Raw genomic sequence first — 19788 nt, 5'->3', positions numbered from 1 at the left:
ACCGTCGGCCCTCGGATCCACTGCAACGTCCGGCGTGGGTCTGTTGGGGAGCGAGGTGCACACGATGCCGTGGTGGTCATGGCGTCCGGGATCGGCTGCGAGCAATGAGCAGTCGGATACCGGTGGCGGCGAGGTTGCGGTGCAGAGCACCGTTCGCGTCGGTGTTCCGGCCCAGCGGGAGCCGAGCCGCTCCGGGGTCCCGTCTGAACTGTCCACGCCCGGCACGTCCGATCCGGTCACGCCGGTGCAGCTGACCCGGGTCGGCAAGGCACTCGACCTGCTCGACATCCGGTTCCTCGCCGACGGCGGGGGCAGCCTGCTGGCCATGTGGGAGCGGCACGCCGTGCTGTTCACCCTGGAGGGCCCGGAAGACGAGATCCTGGTCATGCGGGCCCGGCCGCACGCGACGGTCCCGCCGGACTGGGCGGACCGTGCCTACCGCGTGGTCAACGAGTGGAACCACACACGACGGTTCTGCAAGGCCTACGTGGGCGACCCGACCGAGCGCGGCCAGCTTCCGATCTACGCGGAGTTGCAGGTGCCCCTCGCCGCCGGTGTCCACGACTCGCTGCTCGTCGAGCTGCTCGACTGCGGCGCGGCCGTGGCCACCTCGTTCGTCGACTGGCTCCACGACGAGGGCGCGCTGCTCTAAGCCCCGGGCAGCGGGAACATGCCGACCCGGCCGTGATATTCGCGGCCCAGTTCGTCGGTGTCCGAACCGACGAGCAGGTAGTCCGGCGTGACCAGGAAGGCGCGCACCCCGACCCCGCGGGACCGGGTGGGATTCCATTCCAGGGCCTTGCCGGTGTTCGGGTTCACCGCGCCGATTCCCGGCCGCGACACCGCACCCGGGCCCGGCCCGTTCCCGTCGGTGCCGTACGGGTTGTCGAACCACCGCTGGTGCCCGCCCAGATAGACGGCCGGCCCGGTGATCGCCACCGCGTACAGCGAGTCCCCGCCGGTCCGCTGCACCCACGTCGGAGTCTGCTTCCCGCTGGTCCGGGTCTCGAAGCGGGACGCCGAGTCGCACAGCTTCTGCGCCGACGACGCCCGCCCGGTCGCCGCCACCACGATGTAGGAGCCGTCCGGCGAGAACTTCACCTGCCGCAGATAGGTGTCGAAGCCCTGCATGCAGGTCGGGATGAACGCGTCGGTGTACCAGCCGTTCAGGACGGCGCCCGACCCGCCCACGTCGAAGAGCGCGATCTGATTGCGGTCCGCGGTCCCCGACTTGAGGAAGGCGCCGACGGCGATCAGCTTCCGCCCGTCCAGGGAGACGTCGAAGTGCTCGACCCGGGTCCGCTTCAGCCCCGGCCCGGCCAGCCGCGCGTCGAAGCCCTGATCCACCACACCGGTCAGCGCGTTCACCCGCACCAGGCCGGTCCGCCGGATCCCGCTGACCGCCGAGAACGTGCCACCGGCGTACAGGCTGCCGCCCCGGGTCACCAGCGACCGAACGTCACCCCAGTTGACCCGGGCGCCGAACGAGGAGATCCGGGAGCCGTCGTCCAGCGACACCCGGGCCAGTCCACGCTGCGCCGTACCGTTCACGCTCTTGAACGCGCCACCCAGATAGACCGACTGCTCCGGGCCGGCGGCCAGCGAATAGATCGCGCCGTCCACCTCCGGGGCGAACGTCCGGATCTGCCCGTCGTGCAGCCCGAACGCGAAGATGTTCTTCCGCGCCAACGTCACCCGCCGGCTCGCGTCGGACACCTTCGTGAAGGACCCGCCGACCACCACCGTGTCGCCCACCAGCGCCAGCGACCACACCGTGCCGTCCAGGACGTGCGGCGTGAAGTCCACCGGATCGGCCGAGACCACCGTCGGGTGATAGGTGTCCGCAGTCGCCGCGGGAACGCCGGTTATCGACGGTACGGCGAAGGCCGCGACGACGGCGGCCGCGAGCACACGACGGCGCATGGAGGGGCTCCCCGGACTGTGAGTGACAATCCGATCAACGAGCCATCGGCCGTCACGACACTGATCAGGCCGGATCCATCGCGTTCACCATGAAATAGGCCGCTCGCTCCAGATACTCCCAGAGTGGGGTCCGCTGCTCGTCGGGCAGGCCGAGCGAGTCGACAGCCACCCGCATGTGGCTCAACCAGGCATCCCGGGCCGCCGCGTCGACCCGGAACGGCGCATGACGCATCCGCAACCGCGGATGACCGCGATTGTCGGAGTACGTCGTAGGGCCGCCCCAATACTGCATCAGGAAGAGCGTGAACCGGTCGGCGGCCGGACCCAGATCCTCCTCCGGATACATCGGCCGGAGCAGGGGGTCCTCCGCGACACCCTCGTAGAACTTGTCGACGAGACGCCGGAAGGTGGGCTCGCCGCCCACGGCGTCGAAGAAGGTCGGTTCGCTCACCGCTCCATCCTAGGTCGCGCCACCGGGCTTCTCCGGAGCCGAGGCGCCGCCACCCATCCACGCCGGCGGCACAGCGCTGCGCGGCAGCAGCCGGGACGCGGCGATCCGCTCGGACAGCCCGGACGTCTCCAGCGACTCGGTCAGCGCCCGGCGCAGGTCACGCTGGATGGAGACCTGGCTGTCGGCGGTCGTCTTGGCGATCGTCCGGATCACCGCGCCGTCCACGGTCAGCTGCTCGACCCCGACCACGTCCGGCGGCTCCAGGAAACCGGTCTCGTGCTCCGGATCATGGGCGACCGTCTCGGCCGCGCCCTTGAGCACGGTGATCGCCTCCTCCGAGTTGACGAAACCGATCGGGATGTCCACCACGACCATCGCCCAACCCTGGCTCTTGTTGCCGACCCGGACGATCTCGCCGTTACGGATGTACCAGAGCACACCCCGCGCGTCGCGGACCGTGGTGATCCGCAGGCCGACGCTCTCCACCACACCGGTGGCCTCGCCCAGGTCGACCGTGTCGCCGACGCCGTACTGGTCCTCCAGGAGCATGAAAAGACCGGCGATCAGGTCCTTGACCAGGCTCTGCGCCCCGAAGCCGAGGGCCACACCGACGATGCCGGCGCTGGCCAGCAGCGGTGCCAGGTTGAAACCGAGCTCTCCCATCACCAGCAGCGCGGCCATGGTGAATATCACAGCGCTGACGAAGCTGCGCAGCACCGACGCGATCGCCTCGGCCCGCTGACGCCGCCGCTCGGGGATGAACGTCCCCTCCTCGGCGGTGACGGTCACCTTCTCCTTCAGCGGCTTCAGCAGCGCCGGCATCGAGGCCCGCGAGGTGCTGGTGGCCAGCCGCGAGATGGCGCGGTGCATCAGCCAACGGATCAGCAGGGCGATGAGGATGATCGCGGCTATCCGCAGCGGCTTGATCACGACCACGTAGCTACTGGTGGCGAGCCACTGGTTCTGCGTGTAGTCGAGGATCTGGGCGCAGAGCGCGTCATCTTTGCAGACCGGCGTCACGAAGACGTCGGCCGACGAACTCGGGCCCGGAGTTGCGGCGGCTAAGAAGAACACGGGTAGTCAAGGTACCGGGTCGGGCTGGGCGAAGACCTCAGACGTTTACCGAACGGCTACGGATTCTGCTCGCAATTTGGTCATTCATCAGGGACTATTGGCGCAACGGGCTAGTTCGACGAGGCCCATCTCACACACGCATGGGCTATGGGAGCGGTTTACAGCAACTGACACCGGAAGGGTGATCGCGATGCCTGACATACGACCCACGGTTGGCTCTTCCGCGTTAGTTCTCAACGCCACCTACGAGCCGCTGTGCGTCGTATCGGTGCGTCGAGCGACCATCCTGCTCCTGACCGCCAAGGCCGAGTGTGTCTCCGACGGCGACGGCATCCTGCACAGCGCGCACCAGACCGTTCCGGTTCCGTCGGTCGTCCGCCTCACCCGGTATGTGAAGGTTCCGTACCGGACGCACGTCGGTCTCTCCCGCCGGGCCATCTTCGCCCGTGACGGCGGCCGCTGCGCCTACTGCCGCGGCTCGGCCGAGACCATCGATCACGTCTTCCCGCGCAGCCGCGGCGGGCTGCACGCCTGGGACAACGTGGTCGCCGCCTGTGCCAAGTGCAATCACAGCAAGGGTGACAAGACCCCGGCCGAGCTGGGTTGGCGCCTGCACGCCGCCCCGGCCGCCCCGCGCGGCGTCGCGTGGCGGGTCCTCGGTCACCGCACCCCCGACCCCCGCTGGATGGACTGGCTCGACCTGCCCAGCGCCCACCTGGAGGCTGAGGCGGCCTGACCCCGGCCGGGTCGTCAGGCGTCCCGCGAGTCGACCAGAGAGGCGAAGACGACGACGTTGTCCTCGTAGCCCTCCTCGCCGCCCAGCCACTTGCCGCCGCACGTCATCAGGCGCAGCGACGGCCGGGTGTAGTCACCGTAGACACGCTCGGCCGGCAGCGCGCCCTTGTCGAACGTCTCCACCGAGTTGACCTTGAAGATGGCGACCGTCCCGTCCTGCCGGTTCACCCGGATCTCCTGGCCCGCCCGCATCTGATCGAGGCGATGAAACACCGACGGCCCGGTACGGGTGTCCGCGTGCCCGACGATCAGCGCCGGCCCGAACTGCCCCGGCGTCGGCCCGCCCTCGAACCAGCCCGCCTCGTTGTGCCGGCGCAGCGGCGGCACGTCCACCGACCCGTCACCGGCCAGGCCCACCTCCAGAATCGGCGCGGACACCCCGATCGACGGGATCTCCAGCCGCTGCGGACGGCTCGGCTCCAGCACCGGGAACGCCCGGGGCGGTGGTTGGTCCGGCCCGCGGAACAGGCCGCCGAGGTCGAACCCGGTGGAGAAGCCGAGCCCCAGGCCGACCACGAACAACCCGAGGAACAGCAGCACCAGCGCGACGACCCCGATCATGCCGCCTTTGCGACCCCGGACCGGCCGCGGTTTCGGGATCCGGCCCGGCAGCGCCAGCCGGAACGGCGACCGGCCCTTGATCTCCGGCGTCGGCGGCAACGGCCCGGTGATCGCCCCGGGCGGCGGCGCCGTGATGATCTGGGCCGGGCGCTTGTGCGCGACCGCCTCCGGGACCCGAGCGCCCGCCGGTCGGCCGTCCCCGCTCGCCACGCCGGCCCCTCAGCCGACTCGCCGGCGGCGCACCGACACGGCGCCGAGCGCCAGCCCGGCCAGTGCCAGGGCGAGCCCGCCGCCGATCAGAAGCGGACCAGTGAGGTCGTCGGCGGTGCCGCCGCCACCCGTGGCCGGGCCGCGGGACGGCTCCACCTTGGCCACCACGTGCAGGACGGCGGTGGCTCCGCCGCCCTCCGGACAGGTGAGTGTGACCGGATAGTCACCCGGTTCGGTGTCGGCCGGTACCCGTACCGTCGCGGTCAGGAATCCGAACTCCGGCTCGACGGTGACCGAGCCGACCGGCCCGCCCCGCACCGTCGCCGATTTGAGGTTGTCGTCACACGACGCGCGTAGCGCGAACTCGTCGCCGGCCCGCACCGTGCTGGGGTTGAGCTCGACGAACACGGCCGCGGCAGCGGCCGGGGAGGCGCCGGTCAGGGCGCAGGCGAGACCCGCGACGACAGCGGGGACGAACATGCGCATGGGATCCCCCTTCTGCCGTTCGCGAGGGAAAGCACGCGGACGGCGCGTGAGGGTGATTTTCGCACCTCCTTGCACATTCCGCGTAGATCCCGACGGCGTGAGACCCCGGTTCGAGACCCGACGGTCCGGGACGACATGCGCTCCGCTACGGTGATTGATGTTCGGAATCAATAGGGAACGTTGGCGCCTGGGGGCGTTGAGTTGTCAGTAATCAGCACCGTTCTGGTCTTCGTGATCATTCCGGCCGCCGTCATCGGGACGATCGCGACTCTTGTGCTCGCCGGTTCCGACCGGTCGAAGCCGGATCGCCGCTACCGCCCGGGCCGTCCCTATGACTTCCCGGCGATGTGGTTCACCGCCACGCCGCAGCAGGTCGTGCCTGCCGGCGACGGCCACTCCGTCGGGCTGATCATCGAGGACAGCTCCGGCGCACCCGTTCGGCCCGGTCCAACAGGAGGCGCAAGTGACAGTTGGTGATGTCACCCCGCTCGAGCAGCCGGTCGACGGCCCGTTCTCGACCCGGCAGCTGCTCCGCCTCGACGAGGCTCTTCGTGTCGCCGATCAGGTGACCGGCCTCAACTTCAGCATCTACCTCGGCCCGCTCGAGGAGCCGCACCGCGCGGCGGCGGAGAAACTGCACGCGCAGACCCGCAACCCGCAGCGTGCGGTCCTGATCGCGGTGTCGCCCAACCAGCGCAAGCTGGAGATCATCACCGGCGCCGACGCCCGCAAGCGCATCTCCGACCGTGACGCGAAACTGGCCGGTCTGTCGATGGCCGCGTCGTTCGGCGGCGGCGACCTGGCCGGTGGCCTGATGATCGGTATCGACCAGTTGGCGTCCCACGCCGGCCGAGGCTGACGCCTCAGCGCCAGGCGGCCGGATTCACCCGTACCGGGTAGGGGTCGTCGAGTTTCGCCTGCTCACCGGCCTCCACGTCCTGGGCGGGCCGATAGGCCGTCCCGTCCAGGGTGAAAGCCCGCAGGACTGGTCCCTCCTCCACCCGCCAGTAGGCCGAGATGCCCGCCGCGGCGTAGACGTCCGGCTTGAGCAGCCGGTCGTAGCGCCGGGTCTCCATCGCCTCGACCTCCACCACGAGCGCGACGTCGGCCGGGTCCACCCAGATGGCGCCGGACGAGCGAGGCCGCAACACGGTGACGTCCGGCACCAGGTTGCTGGTCTCCATCTCGATGCCGAGCCGGGCGCAGACCCACCAGCCGGGCGGTGCCGCGGATCGCAGCGTGGTGACAATCGACTCGACGATCGAACCATGTCGGGCGTCCGCCGGTGGGGTGACGTGCAGGCTGCCGTCGAGGATCTCGTACCGATGACCGTCCTGGGGAAACAGCTGCAGATCCGGTTGGGTCCACCGGCCCTCCGGGGCGCTCCACCGCACCGGAGCACCATGGCTCAGCATCGTCACAGGCCACCTCCATCACCGCGGAGTGCCAGCCTACTCACACAGAGTTGTTTCCGGCGGGTTATGCGCTGGTAAGTAATGGCATGTGAAAGGCCCGCCCCCGGATCCGGGGACGGGCCGATAATCACAATCGGTCAGGAAGCGGACCTGTCCTTGGCTCGCGCCTTGAGCGCGCGCAGCACACCGTCCCGCCCCTCGGCCACCAGTCGCCGCAGCGACGCCGGGTGCCCGTCCCGTGCCAGCCAGGCGTCGGTGAGCGCCACCGTCTCCTCGCTGATCTGCAGAGTCGGGTACGCCATGGTCGCGAACTCCTGCGCCGGCTCGCTGTCCGAACGGGCCCACACGTCGGCCACGACGGTGAAGAACTTCTCCGCGTACGGCGCCGTCAGCGCCACCTGCCGGGTGCTCAGGAAGCCCTGCAGCAGCGACCGGTTCAGCCAGTTCGGCGGCGCCTGCGGCCCGGTCAGCTCGGCCCAGACCCGCGCCTTGTTCTCCGGAGTCGGCAGCAGCGCCCGGGCGATCGCCGCCTCCCGCTCGCCGCTGGCCGTCTTGTCCCCGGCCAACTCGTCGTCGATCTCCGGCTCGGTGGCGGCGCCCAGCGCGGCCAGCGCCTGCAGCAGCGACCAGCGCAGCTCGGTGTCGACCACCAGGCCGTCCGGTTTCGCCTCGCCGGACAGCCAGCCGCGCAACACGGCCGCCTGCTCCGGTGTCCGGGCCGCGGTGATGAAGGCCCGCGCCCAGGTCAGCTGCCAGCCGCTGCCCGGCTCGGCCGCGGCCAGCTGCCGCTGCGCCAGCCCGGCCACCAGCGCCCAGCCCTCCGGTGCCCACTCCGGGTCGGCGAAGCTGGTCAGCGCCATCCCGGCCTGCCGCAGGGTGGCGGTGGTCAGGTTGATGTCGCTCTCGGCGGGCAGACCGGCCACCACCAGGGCGACGTAGTCACGGGCGGCCAGTTCGGCGTCGCGCAGCATGTCCCACGCGGCGGCCCAGGACAGCGCCCGGGGCAGCGCCGAGTCGAAGCCCGCGATGTGCCGCACCAGGGTGCCCATCGAACGCTCGTCCAGCCGCAGTTTCGCGTACGTCAGGTCCTCGTCGTTGACCAGCAGCAGATCCGGCGCCTTGACCCCGGACAGCGCCTCGATCGGGGTGCGCTCGCCGGCCACGTCCGCCTCGATCAGCTCACGCCGGACCAGGCGGTCGCCGTCCAGGTCGTACAGGCCGATGCCGACCCGGTGGGTGCGCAGCGTCGGGTAGTCGGCCGGAGCCTCCTGCTGCACCACGACACTCGTGTAGTTGCCGTCCGCGTCCAGCTCGACGATCGGGCGCAGCGTGTTGACCTGAGCCGTCTCCAGCCACTGTGCGGCGAACTTGCGCAGCTCCCGGCCGGACGCCGTCTCCAGCTCGGTGAGCAGGTCGTCGAAGGTGGCGTTGCCCCACGCGTGCTTGGTGAAGTAGGCCCGCAGACCGGTCAGGAACGGGTCCAGCCCGACGTACGCGACCAGCTGCTTGATCACGCTGGCGCCCTTGGCGTACGTGATGCCGTCGAAGTTGACCTCGACCGCCTCCAGATCCGGCATCTCGCAGTACACCGGGTGGGTGGAGGAGAGCTGGTCCTGCCGGTAGCCCCAGGACTTCCGGATGGACAGGAACGTCGACCAGGCGTCGCCGAACCGGGTGGCCTCGGTGTTGCACCAGTGGCTGGCCCACTCGGCGAACGACTCGTTCAGCCACAGGTCGTTCCACCAGCGCATGGTGACGAGGTCGCCGAACCACATGTGGGCGAGCTCGTGCAGGATCGTGTTGGCGCGCTGCTCGTACTCGTAGTCGGTGACCTGCGAGCGGAAGATGTAGTGCGACTCGGCGTGGGTGACGCAGCCGAAGTTCTCCATCGCGCCGGCGTTGAAGTCGGGCACCCACAGCTGGTCGTACTTGGGCAGCGGGTACCGCACGCCGAACTTGTCGTGGAAGAAGTCGAAGCCCTGCTTGGTGATCAGGAACAGGTCGTCGGCGTCCAGGTAGCGGGCCATCGAGGCACGGCAGAAGACGCCCAGCTCGATGCCGTCGTGCGAGTCGCGGACCTCGTGGTACGGCCCGGCGCAGATCGCCGTGATGTAGGTGCTCATCCGCGGCGAGGTGGTGAAGTGCACCGTCTTGGCGCCGAACGCGGCCGCCTCCTCGGACGCCACCGGCATGTTCGAGACGACCTTCCAGTGCCCCGGCGCCGTCACGTGCCACGTGTAGACGCTCTTGAGGTCGGGCTGGTCGAAGCAGGCGTACGCCCGCTGCGCGTCCGCCGTCTCGAACTGGCTGTAGAGGTAGACCTCCTTGTCGACCGGGTCGAGGCTGCGCTGGAGCCCCTGCCCGCTCGCCGAATATCCGAAGTCCCCGTCGACGACGAGGGTGTTCTCCGCGGCGAGACCGGGCAGCACCAGGCCCTTCTCCGCGGTCCAGGCACTGAGATCCAGCGGCGCGCCGTTGAGCGTGGCGGCGTTGATCCGCGCCGCGGCCGCCTCGATGAACGTCGACGCACCCGGCTCGGCACACCTGAAGTTGATCACTGTGGTGGACCGGAACGTGTCGGAGCCGGGGTTGCCGTGCCCGTCGGTCAGGTCAAGGGTGATGTCGTACCCCGTCACCTCGAGCAATCGACCACGCTCCGCAGCCTCGACCTGGGTCAGGTTGTGAACACCGGCCACGTGCACTCTCCTTCGAGCTGACAGCTGATTGCTTTACCCGCAGCCTATGCGGACACGGCGACGTAACTCACCCCGACCGTGCCCGGATGAGGGTGGAAGATCGAGCCATGACTCAACGTGCCACCGTCGACATGTGGTTCGACCCGCTCTGCCCGTGGGCCTGGATCACCTCCCGCTGGCTGCTGGAGGTGGAGAAGGTCCGTCCACTGGACGTCCGGTTCAACGTGATGAGCCTGTCCGTCCTCAACGAGGGCCGCGACGAGCTCCCCGACAACTACAAGCAGCTGCTGGCCAAGGGCTGGGGCCCGGTCCGGGTCTGCATCGCCGCCGCCGAGGCGGCCGGTCCGGCCGTGCTGCGTGACCTCTACACCGCCCTCGGCACCCGGATCCACCTGCAGAAGTACGACACGCAGGACCCGAAGCTGTTCCAGGAGGCGCTGGCCGAGGTCGGCCTCGACCCGAGCCTGGCCGACGCCGCTCTCACCGACACCCGTGACGAGGCGCTGCGGGCCAGCCACAACGCCGGTATGAAGCCGGTCGGCACCGACGTGGGCACCCCGGTGATCCACGCGCCGGGTCCCAACCCGGGCGAGACGGTCGCCTTCTTCGGTCCGGTCATCACCCCGGCGCCGAAGGGTGAGGCGGCCGGCAAGCTGTGGGACGGTGTGGTCCTGGTGGCCGGTACGCCCGGCTTCTACGAGCTCAAGCGCAGCCGCGACCTCGGGCCGATCTTCGACTGAAGGTTGCTGTTCGGTGGTAGTCGCAAGGAAAAGCGACGCTTTGCCGAAGATCCGTCGTTGGATGGGGTGACCTACACCTCATCCAACACGGAGGCGGGTAATGCCGGAAAGCAACTCGGTCGGTTCGAGCATCAGTGTCCAGCGCGGCGTCTGGGCCGATTTGCCCCCTGAGGTGGCGATTATGCTCGCTCCGCCGGTGACCGTGACGGCACGACCCGCGGAACGGCCGGTGAATCTGCACCGCGCGTCACAGTTGAGCAGGTCACGGGGGACTATGCCGGTGGTTAGGTACCCAAGCTTCGCCGGGTAAGTTGCGTGCCATGACGGTCGTGCACCCGATCAAACTGGCCTGGATCACCAACGGAGGTACCGGGGCCCAGAATTACGACGAGTTCGCCGACGACGCCGAAATCACCGACATCATCAAGGGCAACCCGCACAGCGCGCTTGCCGTGGAGATGCCGCACCTCGCGCCCGAGTCCCTCGGGAAGTCCTTCCTCGAGTCCCTGCCGGACGCCGTCGTCCGTCTGCAGCGTGATCAGGCCGAGGAGAAGTACCGGCAGGCGGAGCACGTGGTGGTGCTCTACCGCATATCCGCGCCGGGCGAGGCGCCCGCGTACGGCCTGTGGAGCATGGTCGAGACCGGTCAGATCTCCACCAGCGCCGACGAGCCCGGCCTGGTCATCCGCAATGAGGACGTCTTCATCAGCAAGGTGCGCGAGCGCGTCGCTCTCGCCGAGTCGGTGGGCGCCCTGCTCTCCCCGGTGCTGCTGCTGCAGACCGGCCGCGGCGAGGAGCTGCACGCCGCGCTGGCCGAGGCCATCGACGCCGCGGGCGAGCCGGCCACGACCGACGTGGACGGCGCCGGGCGGACCCATGCCATCTGGCCGGTCGGCCCCGGCGAGCTGCAGGATCGCCTGCTCGCCCTGGCCGGCGGCGGCGAGCTGGTGGTCGCCGACGGCAACCACCGCAGCCTCGCCGCACAGACCGGCGGCCTGGAGCGCTTCCTGGCCGTCGTCACCACCCCCGCGTCGGTCTTCATCCAGCCCTACAACCGCCTGGTCAGCGAGCTGCCGGCGTCGCTCGACGAGCTTCTCGAGCGGCTGCGCGCGGCCGGTGCGACGGTCACCGAGCTGCCGCGCGTCGCGCAGCTTCCGATCAAGGGCACCATCGAGCTGTACGGCGGAGGCCGCACGTTCGCGGTCGAGCTACCGGCCGACCCGGCCGGCACCTCGGTGGAGAACCTGGATCACGCCCTGGTCGAGCGCATCCTGCTGCGGGACGCGCTCGGGCTGGACGCCGGTGACAAGCGGATCGCCTACATCGGCGGCGACTACCCGGTCGAGTGGCTGCGCGGCGAGGTCGAGTCCGGCCGGGCCGAGCTGGCCATCCTGATCGCCCCGGTGACCGTCGACGACTTCGTCGAGGTCAACCTGGAGCGGCTCAAGCTGCCACGCAAGAGCACCTGGTTCACCCCGAAGGCTCGGGGCGGCCTGGTCGTGGCCGACATCCGCTGATGCTGCACCCGCAGGTCGAGGCCGCCGCCCAGCTCCGGCGGCGGCCCAGCCCGGAGGAGCTCGCCGCCGACCCGTACCAGCGGCTGCTCGGCGTCCGGGCCGCGATGGAGGATTCGAACGAGGCGGAGACCGGGCCGGCGTTGCCGCTGCCGGTGGTCGCCGACTTCGACGCCGACGGGGTGCCCTGCCGCCTCTACGCCACCAGGATCGGCACTCCGGTGCTGGTCTACCTGCACGGCGGCGGCTGGTGCTACGGCAGCATCGAGACGGTCGACAGGTTCTGCCGCCGGGTCGCCGACCGGTCCGGCTGTGCCGTGGTGTCGGCCGGTTACCGGTTGGCGCCCGAGCACGTGTATCCGGCCGCGCTGGACGACGCCGAGACCGTTCTGCGCTACCTGCGCAAGTCCGGCGGCGACCTGGGCCTGGACGTGTCCCGGCTCGCGATCGGCGGCGACAGTGCGGGCGGCCAGCTCGCCACGGTCACCGCCCGTCGCCAGCGGGACGCCGCCACCCCGCTCGACTTCCAGGTGCTCATCTACCCGGCCCTCGACCCGCTCACCTCCGCCGAGTCGTATGACGAGGTGGGGGAGTACGGGCTGGACCGGGCCTCGATGAAACTGGCCTGGGAGACGTTCGTCCCCGATCCGGTGCGCCGGCTCACCCCGGACGTGTCGCCGCTCGCGGTGGCCGACCTGTCCGGCATGCCGCCCACCCTGGTGATCACCGCGGAGTACGACGCCCTGCGTGACGAGGGCGCCGACTACGCCGACGCGTTGATCGCCGCGGGCGTCCCGGTGGTGCACACCCGCTACATGGGTGTGAACCATGGCTTCGCCCGCAAACTGGCCACCATCGACGCCGCGCGGGCCGCGGCTGATCAGGTGGCGTCCGCCCTGCGTTCGGCCCTCACCTTCTGAAAGACTTCCGATATGCGTCTCTACCTGGGTTCCGACCACGCCGGCTTCGAGCTGAAGAACCACCTCGTGAACCACCTGGCCAAGCAGGGGCACGACGTGGTGGACGTCGGACCGCACGTCTACGACGCCGAGGACGACTACCCGGCGTTCTGCTTCCACACCGGTGTCAAGGTCGTCGCCGACCCGGGCTCGCTCGGCATCGTGATCGGCGGCTCCGGCAACGGCGAGCAGATCGCGGCCAACAAGGTCCCCGGCGTCCGCTCGGCCCTGGTCTGGAGGACCGAGATCGCCGAGCTGGCCCGCCAGCACAACGACAGCAACGTGATCGCCATCGGCGCCCGCCAGCACACCCTGGACGAGGCGGCCGCCTTCGTCGAGGCGTTCATCGCGACGCCGTTCTCCGGTGACGCCCGGCACGCCCGCCGGATCGACCAGCTCGCCGACTACGAGGTGGCCCGTGAGCTGCCCGAGCTGCCGTCCCCGGCCGCCGGCGCCTGATCCCCGCCCCTCGACGGCCGGCCACCCCTGCGGGGCGGCCGGCCGTTCCCGTCTCGCCGTCATCGTTCGCGAGGCGGCCCGTTCAGCGTCATTGTTCGCGAGGCGGCCTGTCTCACCGTCATCGTTCGCGAGGTGGGCGAGGAAGGCGGTCCCTCCCCGGACCGTCTGGTCGGCAGTGCTGTTTTCGACGCCGAACAGCACTGGCGACCAGATGGGTTCGACCTTGAGCTCAGCGGCGCGGGAGTTCCTCGCGGGGTAGCCAGTTGCGTCTGATGATCGGCAGGTCGCGTTCGGCGTCGGCCAGGTCGTCGTCGCCGGGTCGGGAGGCGTCTCGGGCCCGCAGCGCAGCGCCGACGCTGACCTGCGACGAACCCGAGCCGACCAGGCCGCGCAACCCACGCTCGGACTCCCGCTCGTCACCACCCGCCCCGCCGGGCCGCTTCGGCATGCCGCCCCGCGTGGGCCGCCCGGTCGATCGTTCCCCGGACGGCTGCGGCCCGTCCGTGGTCACCGCGGTCGGAGGCGGAGCATGGGGTGGCGCAGGAACGGGCGGCGATCCTGGTCCACCTGAGGGCGGGCCGGGCACCGGCGGCGATCCCGGACCACCTGAGGGCCGACCGGGTACCGGTGGTGAACCCGGACCGCCGGGAGGTGAACCGGGCACCGGAGGTGGCGCCGGGACGGGAGGTGGCGCCGGGACGGGAGGTGGCGCCGGGACGGGAGGTGGCGCCGGGACGGGAGGTGGCGCCGGGACCGGAGACGGAGCCGGGACCGGAGGTGGGGCCGGGATCGGGGGAGGGGTGACGACCTCCGGTGCAGTGCCGGCCGCGGGACCAGCCGCGGCCGCGGCGGCGGATGCGTCGGCGGTCGTCTCGTCGGTGGTCGTCTCGGTCGACGCCGAGGAGGGACGCACGCGGCGGCGTCGGCGTTCGGGCTGGCCCATGAACCCGACGGTACCGCCGTGCCGATCAACTCAGAACACCTCGGTCGGACTGGGCAGCCGGTGCCAGCCGAACGCGACGGCCGGATCGTTGCCGGTCAGCTGCCGGATCCGGCCGGCCGCGGCGAGCGCGCCGAACGAGGTGCCACCGAGGTAGACCGCCCCCAGATCGGTCACCGACAGGGCCACGTCGGCCGGGTCGGAGGTGGCGGCACAGGTGGCCCCACCAGGCCCGCCGGTGAGCCGCCAGCGCCCGCTGTTCGAGGTCAGGATCGGGTCGGTGACCTCGAGGACCACGTCGACGTCGGTGGCGTACCGCCGGGCGGCCAGCGCCGCGGGCACGTCGATCACCCGTAGCCACAGGGCGTCGGAGAAGCCGGGACCGAGTCGGCGGGGCTCGTCGACCATGTAGAGCAACGGTTCGTCGACGGCGGCCAGCCGCCAGCTGACACTGCGGGTGAGGTCGACTTCCAGCAGGAAACGCCAGAGCGCCCGGTACGTCTCCGTGTCGGCCGCGGCCACCTCACGGACCTGCACGTCGGCGGTCGAGCCGTGAATGTTCCAGTCGTTCTTGACCCGCCACAGCGCATAGCCGGTGGGCCCGCCGGAGCCCTCGAACACCACGGCGTACCGCTTGGTGGCACCGTCACGATGGTCTTTCGGATCGCTGAGGACCCACTTCCACCAGTTGTCGTCCCGGCTGGACCATCCGACCCGGCCGGGCCGCAGCTGCTCGTAGACCTTGCCGATCTCCGGGAGCAGCTCCTGCGGGTCACCCATCCGCAGTCGGCCGGACGGCTCCGGCGGCGGGGCGGGGAGACGTACCTCACGATTGGTGATGTTGAAAACCAGCCGGGAGGCGGCCGGACCGTAACCGAATCGGGGGTAAATGGCGGCCTCGCTGGCCCACAGAACCGCCACCGGCTCCCGGCCGGCGTCGGCGATCTCGTGCAGTTGCCGGTTCATCATCCGGGTGAGCAGACCGCGCCGCCGGTGTGTCGGAAGCACCCCGACCCCGGAGACGTGCGCGGCCGGGATCACCGCTCCGGGCACGGTCAGATCCCGCGTGAAGGCCTGGACATGGCCCGCCACCAGCCCGGCGTCGTCGGCGACGAGCGACCGGTCCAGCTCGTAGACGATCCCTTCGAGATCGCGGAGCTCCCCGTCGATCTCCTCGTGGAAGACCGTGCTGAGAAGCTGGAAGATCGGCGCGAAGTCGTCGGGGGTGCTGGGGCGGAGTTCTATCTCATCCTTCATAAGCTGTGTGTAACGGACTGCTGTGTGCTGCGGCGACCGATTTGTTGGCTCGCTACGCTCGAAGTCGTCGCCGGCCGGCGACCGCAGCCGGAGGGGGAATGATGCCGGAGCAACCGCAGTGGTCCGAGCGGACGCTCGACATGCCACCGCAGGACCCGTGGGCCGATCAGCCGACCAGGCAGACGACCCCGGAGAAGGGTGCCACCTCGCAGGTGCCGCCGACCCAGGCGCCCACCTCGCCGGGGCCCGCGCCGGAGCCGTCGCCGTTCAGTCAGGGCCGGGCCCGGGTCGGTCAGCCGACCCAGCGCACTGAGCAGTTCCGGGCCGGGCACGAGCCGACCGGCACGGGCTGGCCCGAGGAGCACTACCGGGAGCGGCCGCAGCGCAGCCTGAGCTGGCACATGCGGCAGTGGCGCCGGGGCGGCGAGTGGAGCAGCGCGGCGGTCCTGTTCGCGTTCGTCGGCTGGGGCATCTGGGCGATCTCCGAGGGCGGCGACCTCGGCGGCCCGCTGATCATCTTCCTGGTGTCGCTGGTCGTCGCGGTGGGTGTGTTCGCCCTGGCCCGGCTGGTCGGCCGACTCGTGCTGGAGCAGCGGATGGGCCGTCAGCGGCACACCGCCCGCGGCGCGCACATGGTCACCGGCCTGTTCCTGGCCGTCGTCGGCATCGCGTTCCTGCGCCAGACCGGCTGGGTGGTCGACTCGTTCAACTGGGTGGCGGATCTGTTCCGGTGACGGCCGCACCGGTGCGAGCGGTCAGCTGACCGGCTTGCCGCCGGTGACACCGAGCACCTCACCCGTGGTGTAGCTGGACTCCTGACTCGCGAAGTAGACGTAGGCCGCGGCCAGTTCGGCGGGCTGCCCCGCTCGCCCGAGCGGGGTGTCCCCGCCGAACGACTTCACCTTCTTCTCCGGCATGGTGGACGGGATCAGCGGTGTCCAGATCGGGCCCGGCGCGACCGCGTTCACCCGGATGCCCTTCTCGGCCAGGTCCTCGGCGAGCGCCTTGGTGAACGCCACGATGCCGCCCTTGGTGGTGGCGTAGTCGAGTAGCGCGCTCGACGACAGGTACGCCTGGATCGACGCCGTGTTGAGGATCGCCGACCCGGGCGGCATGTGCGGCACCGCGGCCCGGCACAGCCAGAACATCGCGTACAGGTTGGTCTTCATCACCCGGTCGAACTGCTCGTCGGTGATGTCGGTGATCCCGCCCGGCTGGGCCATCTGATAGGCGGCGTTGTTCACCAGGATGTCGACCCCGCCCAGTTCGGAGCGGGCGGTGTCGATGATCGACCGACAGTGTGCCTCGTCCTGGATGTCACCCGGCACCCGCACCGCCTTACGGCCGGCCTTCTCGATCCACTGTGCGGTGTCGGCCGCGTCCGACTCCTCCTCCGGCAGGTAGGAGATCAGCACGTCGGCGCCCTCCCGGGCGAACGCGATCGCCACGGCCCGGCCGATTCCGGAGTCGCCGCCGGTGATCACCGCCTTCCGTCCGGTCAGGCGTCCGCTGCCGCGGTAGCTCTCCTCGCCGTGGTCCGGTCGGTCCGGCATGTCCGTGGTGAGACCGGGCGGACGCAGGTCGCCACCGTTGAGTTCGGGCTTCGGGTACAGATCACGCGGGTTCATGTCCTCCGCATTCCCGGAAGACGTGCGGATATGCCGCCGAACGCGCGGAAAGCCCGGCCGGCCCCACAGCGGGGGTGGCCGGGCTCTCCGGATCGGGTCAGGCCGGTTCGGAGACGTGGGCGTGGACTATCCGCCAGCCCTGGGGCAGACGGACCCACGTCTGGGACTGGCGGCCCAGCACGTCACTTCCCGGGTAGCCGAACAACGTCGTCACCACGGCGGTGCTCCGGCCGTACCCCCGGATGGTCGTGTCCTTGAGGCGGCGGCCCGGCGGCAGGCCGCCCTGCGTCTCCCGCCACCTGCGCTGTTCCTCGATGCCGTCCTGCTGATCGGCGAGGCCGAACCGGATCGCCTCGGCCGCGAAGAAGCCGATGATCGTGTCGACGTCGTCGGCGACGAGGGCTCGCTCATAGGCTTCGAACGCCTCGGTGACCTCGGCGATCACCTCGGGAAGGTCGCGTTCCATCTCAGGCCACCGGGGCCGGTTCGTCGAGGGACGCCTCCTCCGGTTCGGGCACCCGCGGCAGCGGTTTGGTCAGCGCGAACAGCACGCAGACCGCGGTGAGGAAGAGGTAGCCGAGTGAGACCGGGCCGTCCGCGTTGAACTGCACCTTCTCGGCGTGGATCAGGCCGATGAAGGTGAGCACCGCGCCCGCGCCGGAGAAGACCGCGGCGTGCCAGAAACGCTTGTCGATGATGAATGCCACGATCGCGCCCAGCACCAGACCGGCCAGGATCGCACCCTGACCGAGCGTCTTCAGGCCGTCGTAGACCACGCCCGCCCCGGCCAGCGCCTCGGTCCCGACCTGGGCGGCGGTCGTCCCGGCCGCGGCCAGCGCGTTGTCCATCTGACCGGTCGCCCAGGACGCGATGTTCGGGATCAACGCGGCCACCACCGCGGCGGCGTGCGCCCGCGGTGTCGCCTGGAACGCCTGCGCACCGATCAGCAGACCGATGTAGAGCAGGATCGGCACGATCGCCGCGGTCGGGAAGATCGCGCCGAGCAGCCCGAACAACCCGAAGAAACAGAGCAGGGCGATCACCACCCCGGTGGCCATCGAATATCCGGTACGGCCACCCGCCGCCTTCCACCCCGGGTGCCCGACGTAGACCGCCGGCGGGAACGGCGACCCGAGACACGAGCCGATCACCGCGCCCGCGCCGTCGGCCAGCAGCACACTGCGCAGGTTGTACCGGTCCCCGGCGGTGGCGGCGCTCTCCACGTTGGTCATCGCCTCGGTGAAGTTGTAGACACCCAGCGGAATCGCCGTGGCCAGCAGCGGCGCCATGTCCCGGAGCCCGTCGATCAGCAGGCCGAACTCGAGGTGCGGGAAGGCGAACGCGATGTCCTTGGCGGCGCTCTGCACATCGGGCACCGACATGGCCCCGCCGATCCAGCCGATCGCCGTGCCGACCAGCAGCGCGGCCAGCCCGATCGGGAAGTTGAACGGCAGCTTCACGTCGGTGAGCAGGCCGATCAGCAGCAGGCCGAAGACCGGCAGGGCGATCCAGGCGTAGTTCCACATGTTGCCGGCCGGGTTCATCGAGATGAACGTGATCGAGATGCCGGCCAGGGTGCCGAGCAGCGCCGCCCGCGGCGTGTACTTCCTGATGTACGGGCCGACGAACGCGCCGATCAACACGATCACACCGATGATGAACGCCCACGCGATGCCGGCCGTCCACGCCGCCACCGGGTCCTTCGTGGTCAGGTAGATCGGCAGCATGATCACGAAGATCACGATGAACATGTGCGGGACGCTCGGGCCGTACGGCAGGGCCGTCACGTCGGTCCGGTTCTCCCGCACCGCCAGCCGCCGGGCCAGGAAGGTGTAGTAGACGTTGCCGGCGACCAGGGCGACGCCGAGCGCCGGGAGGATCACGCCGAAGACGTCACCGGCCGGCATCTGGATCACGCCGAGGCACAGGCCGGTCAGGGTGAGCACGTTGACCAGGACGTTGACACCGAAGCCGAAGAAGGCGTTGGTGTCACCCCGGACCCAGTAGGCGAGTTTCATCGGGCGATCTCCTTCAACAGCGCGGGGGACTCGGCGACCCAGCCGAAGATGCCGCCCTGCGCGGCGATCATCTCGAGGCCGATCTGCTGGAACTCGGGGAAGTAGGAACCGACGCAGTCGGCCAGGACGAGGCACTCGTAACCGCGGTCGTTCGCCTCACGGACCGTCGTGTGCACGCACACCTCGGTCGTGACCCCCGTGACGACCAGCTGTTTTGCGCCCAGTTTCGCCAACGTCTCCGACAGTTCGGTCGCGTAGAAGGCGCCTTTGCCCGGTTTGTCGATGACGATCTCGCCGTTCAGGGGCTGGAGTTCGTCGATGATGTCGTGGCCGTACTCACCTTGGATGAGGATGCGGCCGAATGCCCCGGCATCGCCGATCCGTTTCGAGGGTGCCCCGCGCTTGAGCTTCGCCGGCGGGCAGTCGGACAGATCGGGCTTATGGCCTTCGCGAGTGTGGATGATCGGCATGCTCGTCGTGCGCCAGGCTTTGAGAAGCGCCTGCAGCGGCGCGATCGTCCGCCGTAGTCGCGCGACGTCGTTGCCGAGCGACTCGCCGAACCCGCCGGGCAGAAGGAAGTCCCGCTGCATGTCGATGACCAGCAGCGCGGTGGTGTCGAGGTCGAATTCGAAGGGAGAAGGTCGAGCGTCGACAGTGGGCAT

At 70.1% G+C, this 19788-nt stretch carries 23 protein-coding genes; 10 read left to right on the top strand and 13 right to left on the bottom strand.

What is annotated here, in order from left to right; all coding sequences use genetic code 11:
- Positions 1-64 precede the first annotated feature (64 nt).
- The gene (locus Q0Z83_RS38085; RefSeq protein WP_317788174.1) at positions 65-652 is read left to right on the top strand and encodes a type III secretion system chaperone family protein; all 588 of its coding nucleotides are present in this window, start codon (positions 65-67) and stop codon (positions 650-652) included.
- Here the strand turns inward: Q0Z83_RS38085 and Q0Z83_RS38080 are convergent.
- From Q0Z83_RS38080 to Q0Z83_RS38070, 3 genes are all read right to left on the bottom strand, one after another.
- Positions 649-1923 (bottom strand): PKD domain containing protein, encoded by a 1275-nt coding sequence (locus Q0Z83_RS38080; RefSeq protein ID WP_317788173.1) that lies wholly within the window; start codon positions 1921-1923, stop codon positions 649-651. The two genes, Q0Z83_RS38085 and Q0Z83_RS38080, sit on opposite strands and share 4 nt — an antisense overlap.
- Before the next feature lie 64 nt (positions 1924-1987).
- Positions 1988-2374, bottom strand: coding sequence for a globin (locus Q0Z83_RS38075; RefSeq protein WP_317788172.1), 387 nt, complete (start codon positions 2372-2374; stop codon positions 1988-1990).
- Positions 2375-2383: 9 nt separating this feature from the next.
- The gene (locus tag Q0Z83_RS38070; RefSeq protein WP_378078910.1) at positions 2384-3394 is read right to left on the bottom strand and encodes a mechanosensitive ion channel family protein; all 1011 of its coding nucleotides are present in this window, start codon (positions 3392-3394) and stop codon (positions 2384-2386) included.
- Between the two features lie 244 nt (positions 3395-3638).
- Between Q0Z83_RS38070 and Q0Z83_RS38065 the strand changes: the two genes are divergently transcribed.
- Positions 3639-4184 carry an HNH endonuclease gene (locus Q0Z83_RS38065; RefSeq protein ID WP_317788171.1) on the top strand — a complete coding sequence of 182 codons (546 nt, stop codon included), beginning with the start codon at positions 3639-3641 and terminating at the stop codon, positions 4182-4184.
- Positions 4185-4198: 14 nt separating this feature from the next.
- On the opposite strand, the gene Q0Z83_RS38060 is transcribed toward Q0Z83_RS38065, so the two are convergent.
- The gene (locus Q0Z83_RS38060; protein WP_317788170.1) at positions 4199-5014 is read right to left on the bottom strand and encodes a class F sortase; all 816 of its coding nucleotides are present in this window, start codon (positions 5012-5014) and stop codon (positions 4199-4201) included.
- A 9-nt stretch (positions 5015-5023) separates the two neighbouring features.
- Complete coding sequence (locus tag Q0Z83_RS38055; protein WP_317788168.1) at positions 5024-5500, bottom strand: hypothetical protein; 477 nt, start codon at positions 5498-5500, stop codon at positions 5024-5026.
- A gap of 231 nt (positions 5501-5731) precedes the next feature.
- Here Q0Z83_RS38055 and ctaJ point away from each other — a divergent pair, with 231 nt between their 5' ends.
- A complete protein-coding gene (gene ctaJ / locus Q0Z83_RS38050; protein WP_317788167.1) occupies positions 5732-5977 on the top strand; it encodes an aa3-type cytochrome oxidase subunit CtaJ in 246 nt (81 codons plus the stop codon).
- Positions 5964-6359 carry a DUF5130 family protein gene (locus Q0Z83_RS38045; RefSeq protein WP_317788165.1) on the top strand — a complete coding sequence of 132 codons (396 nt, stop codon included), beginning with the start codon at positions 5964-5966 and terminating at the stop codon, positions 6357-6359. The genes ctaJ and Q0Z83_RS38045 overlap by 14 nt, the downstream gene beginning before the upstream one ends.
- A 4-nt stretch (positions 6360-6363) precedes the next feature.
- Here the strand turns inward: Q0Z83_RS38045 and Q0Z83_RS38040 are convergent, their stop codons facing one another.
- On the bottom strand, positions 6364-6915 hold the full coding sequence (locus tag Q0Z83_RS38040) for a Uma2 family endonuclease (RefSeq protein WP_317797227.1): 552 nt from the start codon (positions 6913-6915) through the stop codon (positions 6364-6366).
- Between the two features lie 137 nt (positions 6916-7052).
- Complete coding sequence (gene pepN / locus Q0Z83_RS38035) at positions 7053-9611, bottom strand: aminopeptidase N (RefSeq protein ID WP_317788163.1); 2559 nt, start codon at positions 9609-9611, stop codon at positions 7053-7055.
- 107 nt (positions 9612-9718) lie between these two features.
- Here pepN and Q0Z83_RS38030 point away from each other — a divergent pair, with 107 nt between their 5' ends.
- The 4 genes from Q0Z83_RS38030 to Q0Z83_RS38015 all read left to right on the top strand — a co-directional run bounded on the left by Q0Z83_RS38030 (position 9719) and on the right by Q0Z83_RS38015 (position 13283).
- Positions 9719-10351 (top strand): mycothiol-dependent nitroreductase Rv2466c family protein, encoded by a 633-nt coding sequence (locus Q0Z83_RS38030; RefSeq protein WP_317788162.1) that lies wholly within the window; start codon positions 9719-9721, stop codon positions 10349-10351.
- 320 nt (positions 10352-10671) lie between these two features.
- Positions 10672-11868, top strand: coding sequence for a DUF1015 family protein (locus Q0Z83_RS38025; RefSeq protein WP_317788161.1), 1197 nt, complete (start codon positions 10672-10674; stop codon positions 11866-11868).
- Entirely contained in the window at positions 11868-12785 is a 918-nt protein-coding gene (locus Q0Z83_RS38020) for an alpha/beta hydrolase (RefSeq protein WP_317788160.1), read from the top strand. Before Q0Z83_RS38025 ends, Q0Z83_RS38020 begins: the two co-directional genes overlap by 1 nt.
- A 12-nt stretch (positions 12786-12797) precedes the next feature.
- Positions 12798-13283 carry a ribose-5-phosphate isomerase gene (locus tag Q0Z83_RS38015; RefSeq protein ID WP_317788159.1) on the top strand — a complete coding sequence of 162 codons (486 nt, stop codon included), beginning with the start codon at positions 12798-12800 and terminating at the stop codon, positions 13281-13283.
- Between the two features lie 229 nt (positions 13284-13512).
- Here the strand turns inward: Q0Z83_RS38015 and Q0Z83_RS38010 are convergent, their stop codons facing one another.
- Complete coding sequence (locus tag Q0Z83_RS38010; protein ID WP_378078902.1) at positions 13513-13794, bottom strand: hypothetical protein; 282 nt, start codon at positions 13792-13794, stop codon at positions 13513-13515.
- A 23-nt stretch (positions 13795-13817) separates the two neighbouring features.
- Between Q0Z83_RS38010 and Q0Z83_RS38005 the strand changes: the two genes are divergently transcribed.
- On the top strand, positions 13818-14087 hold the full coding sequence (locus Q0Z83_RS38005; protein ID WP_317788157.1) for a hypothetical protein: 270 nt from the start codon (positions 13818-13820) through the stop codon (positions 14085-14087).
- 169 nt (positions 14088-14256) lie between these two features.
- Here Q0Z83_RS38005 and Q0Z83_RS38000 read toward each other — a convergent pair whose 3' ends face one another.
- Positions 14257-15480, bottom strand: a complete 1224-nt coding sequence (locus tag Q0Z83_RS38000) for a GNAT family N-acetyltransferase (RefSeq protein WP_317788156.1) — start codon at positions 15478-15480, stop codon at positions 14257-14259.
- Positions 15481-15581: 101 nt separating this feature from the next.
- Between Q0Z83_RS38000 and Q0Z83_RS37995 the strand changes: the two genes are divergently transcribed.
- Positions 15582-16214: a DNA-directed RNA polymerase II gene (locus tag Q0Z83_RS37995; protein WP_317788155.1), complete on the top strand. Its 633-nt coding sequence runs from the start codon at positions 15582-15584 to the stop codon at positions 16212-16214.
- 21 nt (positions 16215-16235) lie between these two features.
- Here Q0Z83_RS37995 and Q0Z83_RS37990 read toward each other — a convergent pair whose 3' ends face one another.
- The 4 genes from Q0Z83_RS37990 to Q0Z83_RS37975 form a co-directional block, all read right to left on the bottom strand.
- Positions 16236-17108, bottom strand: a complete 873-nt coding sequence (locus tag Q0Z83_RS37990; RefSeq protein WP_317788154.1) for an SDR family oxidoreductase — start codon at positions 17106-17108, stop codon at positions 16236-16238.
- 97 nt (positions 17109-17205) lie between these two features.
- On the bottom strand, positions 17206-17574 hold the full coding sequence (locus Q0Z83_RS37985) for an AtzH-like domain-containing protein (RefSeq protein WP_317788153.1): 369 nt from the start codon (positions 17572-17574) through the stop codon (positions 17206-17208).
- Between the two features lies 1 nt (position 17575).
- Positions 17576-19126: a SulP family inorganic anion transporter gene (locus Q0Z83_RS37980; protein ID WP_317788152.1), complete on the bottom strand. Its 1551-nt coding sequence runs from the start codon at positions 19124-19126 to the stop codon at positions 17576-17578.
- Entirely contained in the window at positions 19123-19788 is a 666-nt protein-coding gene (locus Q0Z83_RS37975) for a cysteine hydrolase family protein (RefSeq protein WP_317788151.1), read from the bottom strand. Before Q0Z83_RS37975 ends, Q0Z83_RS37980 begins: the two co-directional genes overlap by 4 nt.

Source organism: Actinoplanes sichuanensis (genome assembly GCF_033097365.1).
GTDB classification, from domain to species: domain Bacteria; phylum Actinomycetota; class Actinomycetes; order Mycobacteriales; family Micromonosporaceae; genus Actinoplanes; species Actinoplanes sichuanensis.
The sequence above is the reverse complement of the archived record's forward strand: the minus strand, read 5'-3'. Positions and strand labels throughout refer to the sequence as shown.

Excerpts from the sequence above, each read along its gene's own strand:
- Q0Z83_RS37980 (WP_317788152.1), bottom strand. The coding sequence starts at position 19,126 with ATGAAACTCGCCTACTGGGTCCGGGGTGACACCAACGCCTTCTTCGGC.
- Q0Z83_RS38080 (WP_317788173.1), bottom strand. The coding sequence starts at position 1,923 with ATGCGCCGTCGTGTGCTCGCGGCCGCCGTCGTCGCGGCCTTCGCCGTA.
- Q0Z83_RS38015 (WP_317788159.1), top strand. The coding sequence starts at position 12,798 with ATGCGTCTCTACCTGGGTTCCGACCACGCCGGCTTCGAGCTGAAGAAC.
- Q0Z83_RS37990 (WP_317788154.1), bottom strand. The coding sequence starts at position 17,108 with ATGAACCCGCGTGATCTGTACCCGAAGCCCGAACTCAACGGTGGCGAC.
- Q0Z83_RS37985 (WP_317788153.1), bottom strand. The coding sequence starts at position 17,574 with ATGGAACGCGACCTTCCCGAGGTGATCGCCGAGGTCACCGAGGCGTTC.
- Q0Z83_RS38030 (WP_317788162.1), top strand. The coding sequence starts at position 9,719 with ATGACTCAACGTGCCACCGTCGACATGTGGTTCGACCCGCTCTGCCCG.
- Q0Z83_RS38020 (WP_317788160.1), top strand. The coding sequence starts at position 11,868 with ATGCTGCACCCGCAGGTCGAGGCCGCCGCCCAGCTCCGGCGGCGGCCC.
- Q0Z83_RS38065 (WP_317788171.1), top strand. The coding sequence starts at position 3,639 with ATGCCTGACATACGACCCACGGTTGGCTCTTCCGCGTTAGTTCTCAAC.
- Q0Z83_RS38085 (WP_317788174.1), top strand. The coding sequence starts at position 65 with ATGCCGTGGTGGTCATGGCGTCCGGGATCGGCTGCGAGCAATGAGCAG.
- Q0Z83_RS37975 (WP_317788151.1), bottom strand. The coding sequence starts at position 19,788 with ATGCCCACTGTCGACGCTCGACCTTCTCCCTTCGAATTCGACCTCGAC.
- Q0Z83_RS38055 (WP_317788168.1), bottom strand. The coding sequence starts at position 5,500 with ATGCGCATGTTCGTCCCCGCTGTCGTCGCGGGTCTCGCCTGCGCCCTG.
- Q0Z83_RS38040 (WP_317797227.1), bottom strand. The coding sequence starts at position 6,915 with ATGCTGAGCCATGGTGCTCCGGTGCGGTGGAGCGCCCCGGAGGGCCGG.
- Q0Z83_RS38000 (WP_317788156.1), bottom strand. The coding sequence starts at position 15,480 with ATGAAGGATGAGATAGAACTCCGCCCCAGCACCCCCGACGACTTCGCG.
- Q0Z83_RS37995 (WP_317788155.1), top strand. The coding sequence starts at position 15,582 with ATGCCGGAGCAACCGCAGTGGTCCGAGCGGACGCTCGACATGCCACCG.
- Q0Z83_RS38025 (WP_317788161.1), top strand. The coding sequence starts at position 10,672 with ATGACGGTCGTGCACCCGATCAAACTGGCCTGGATCACCAACGGAGGT.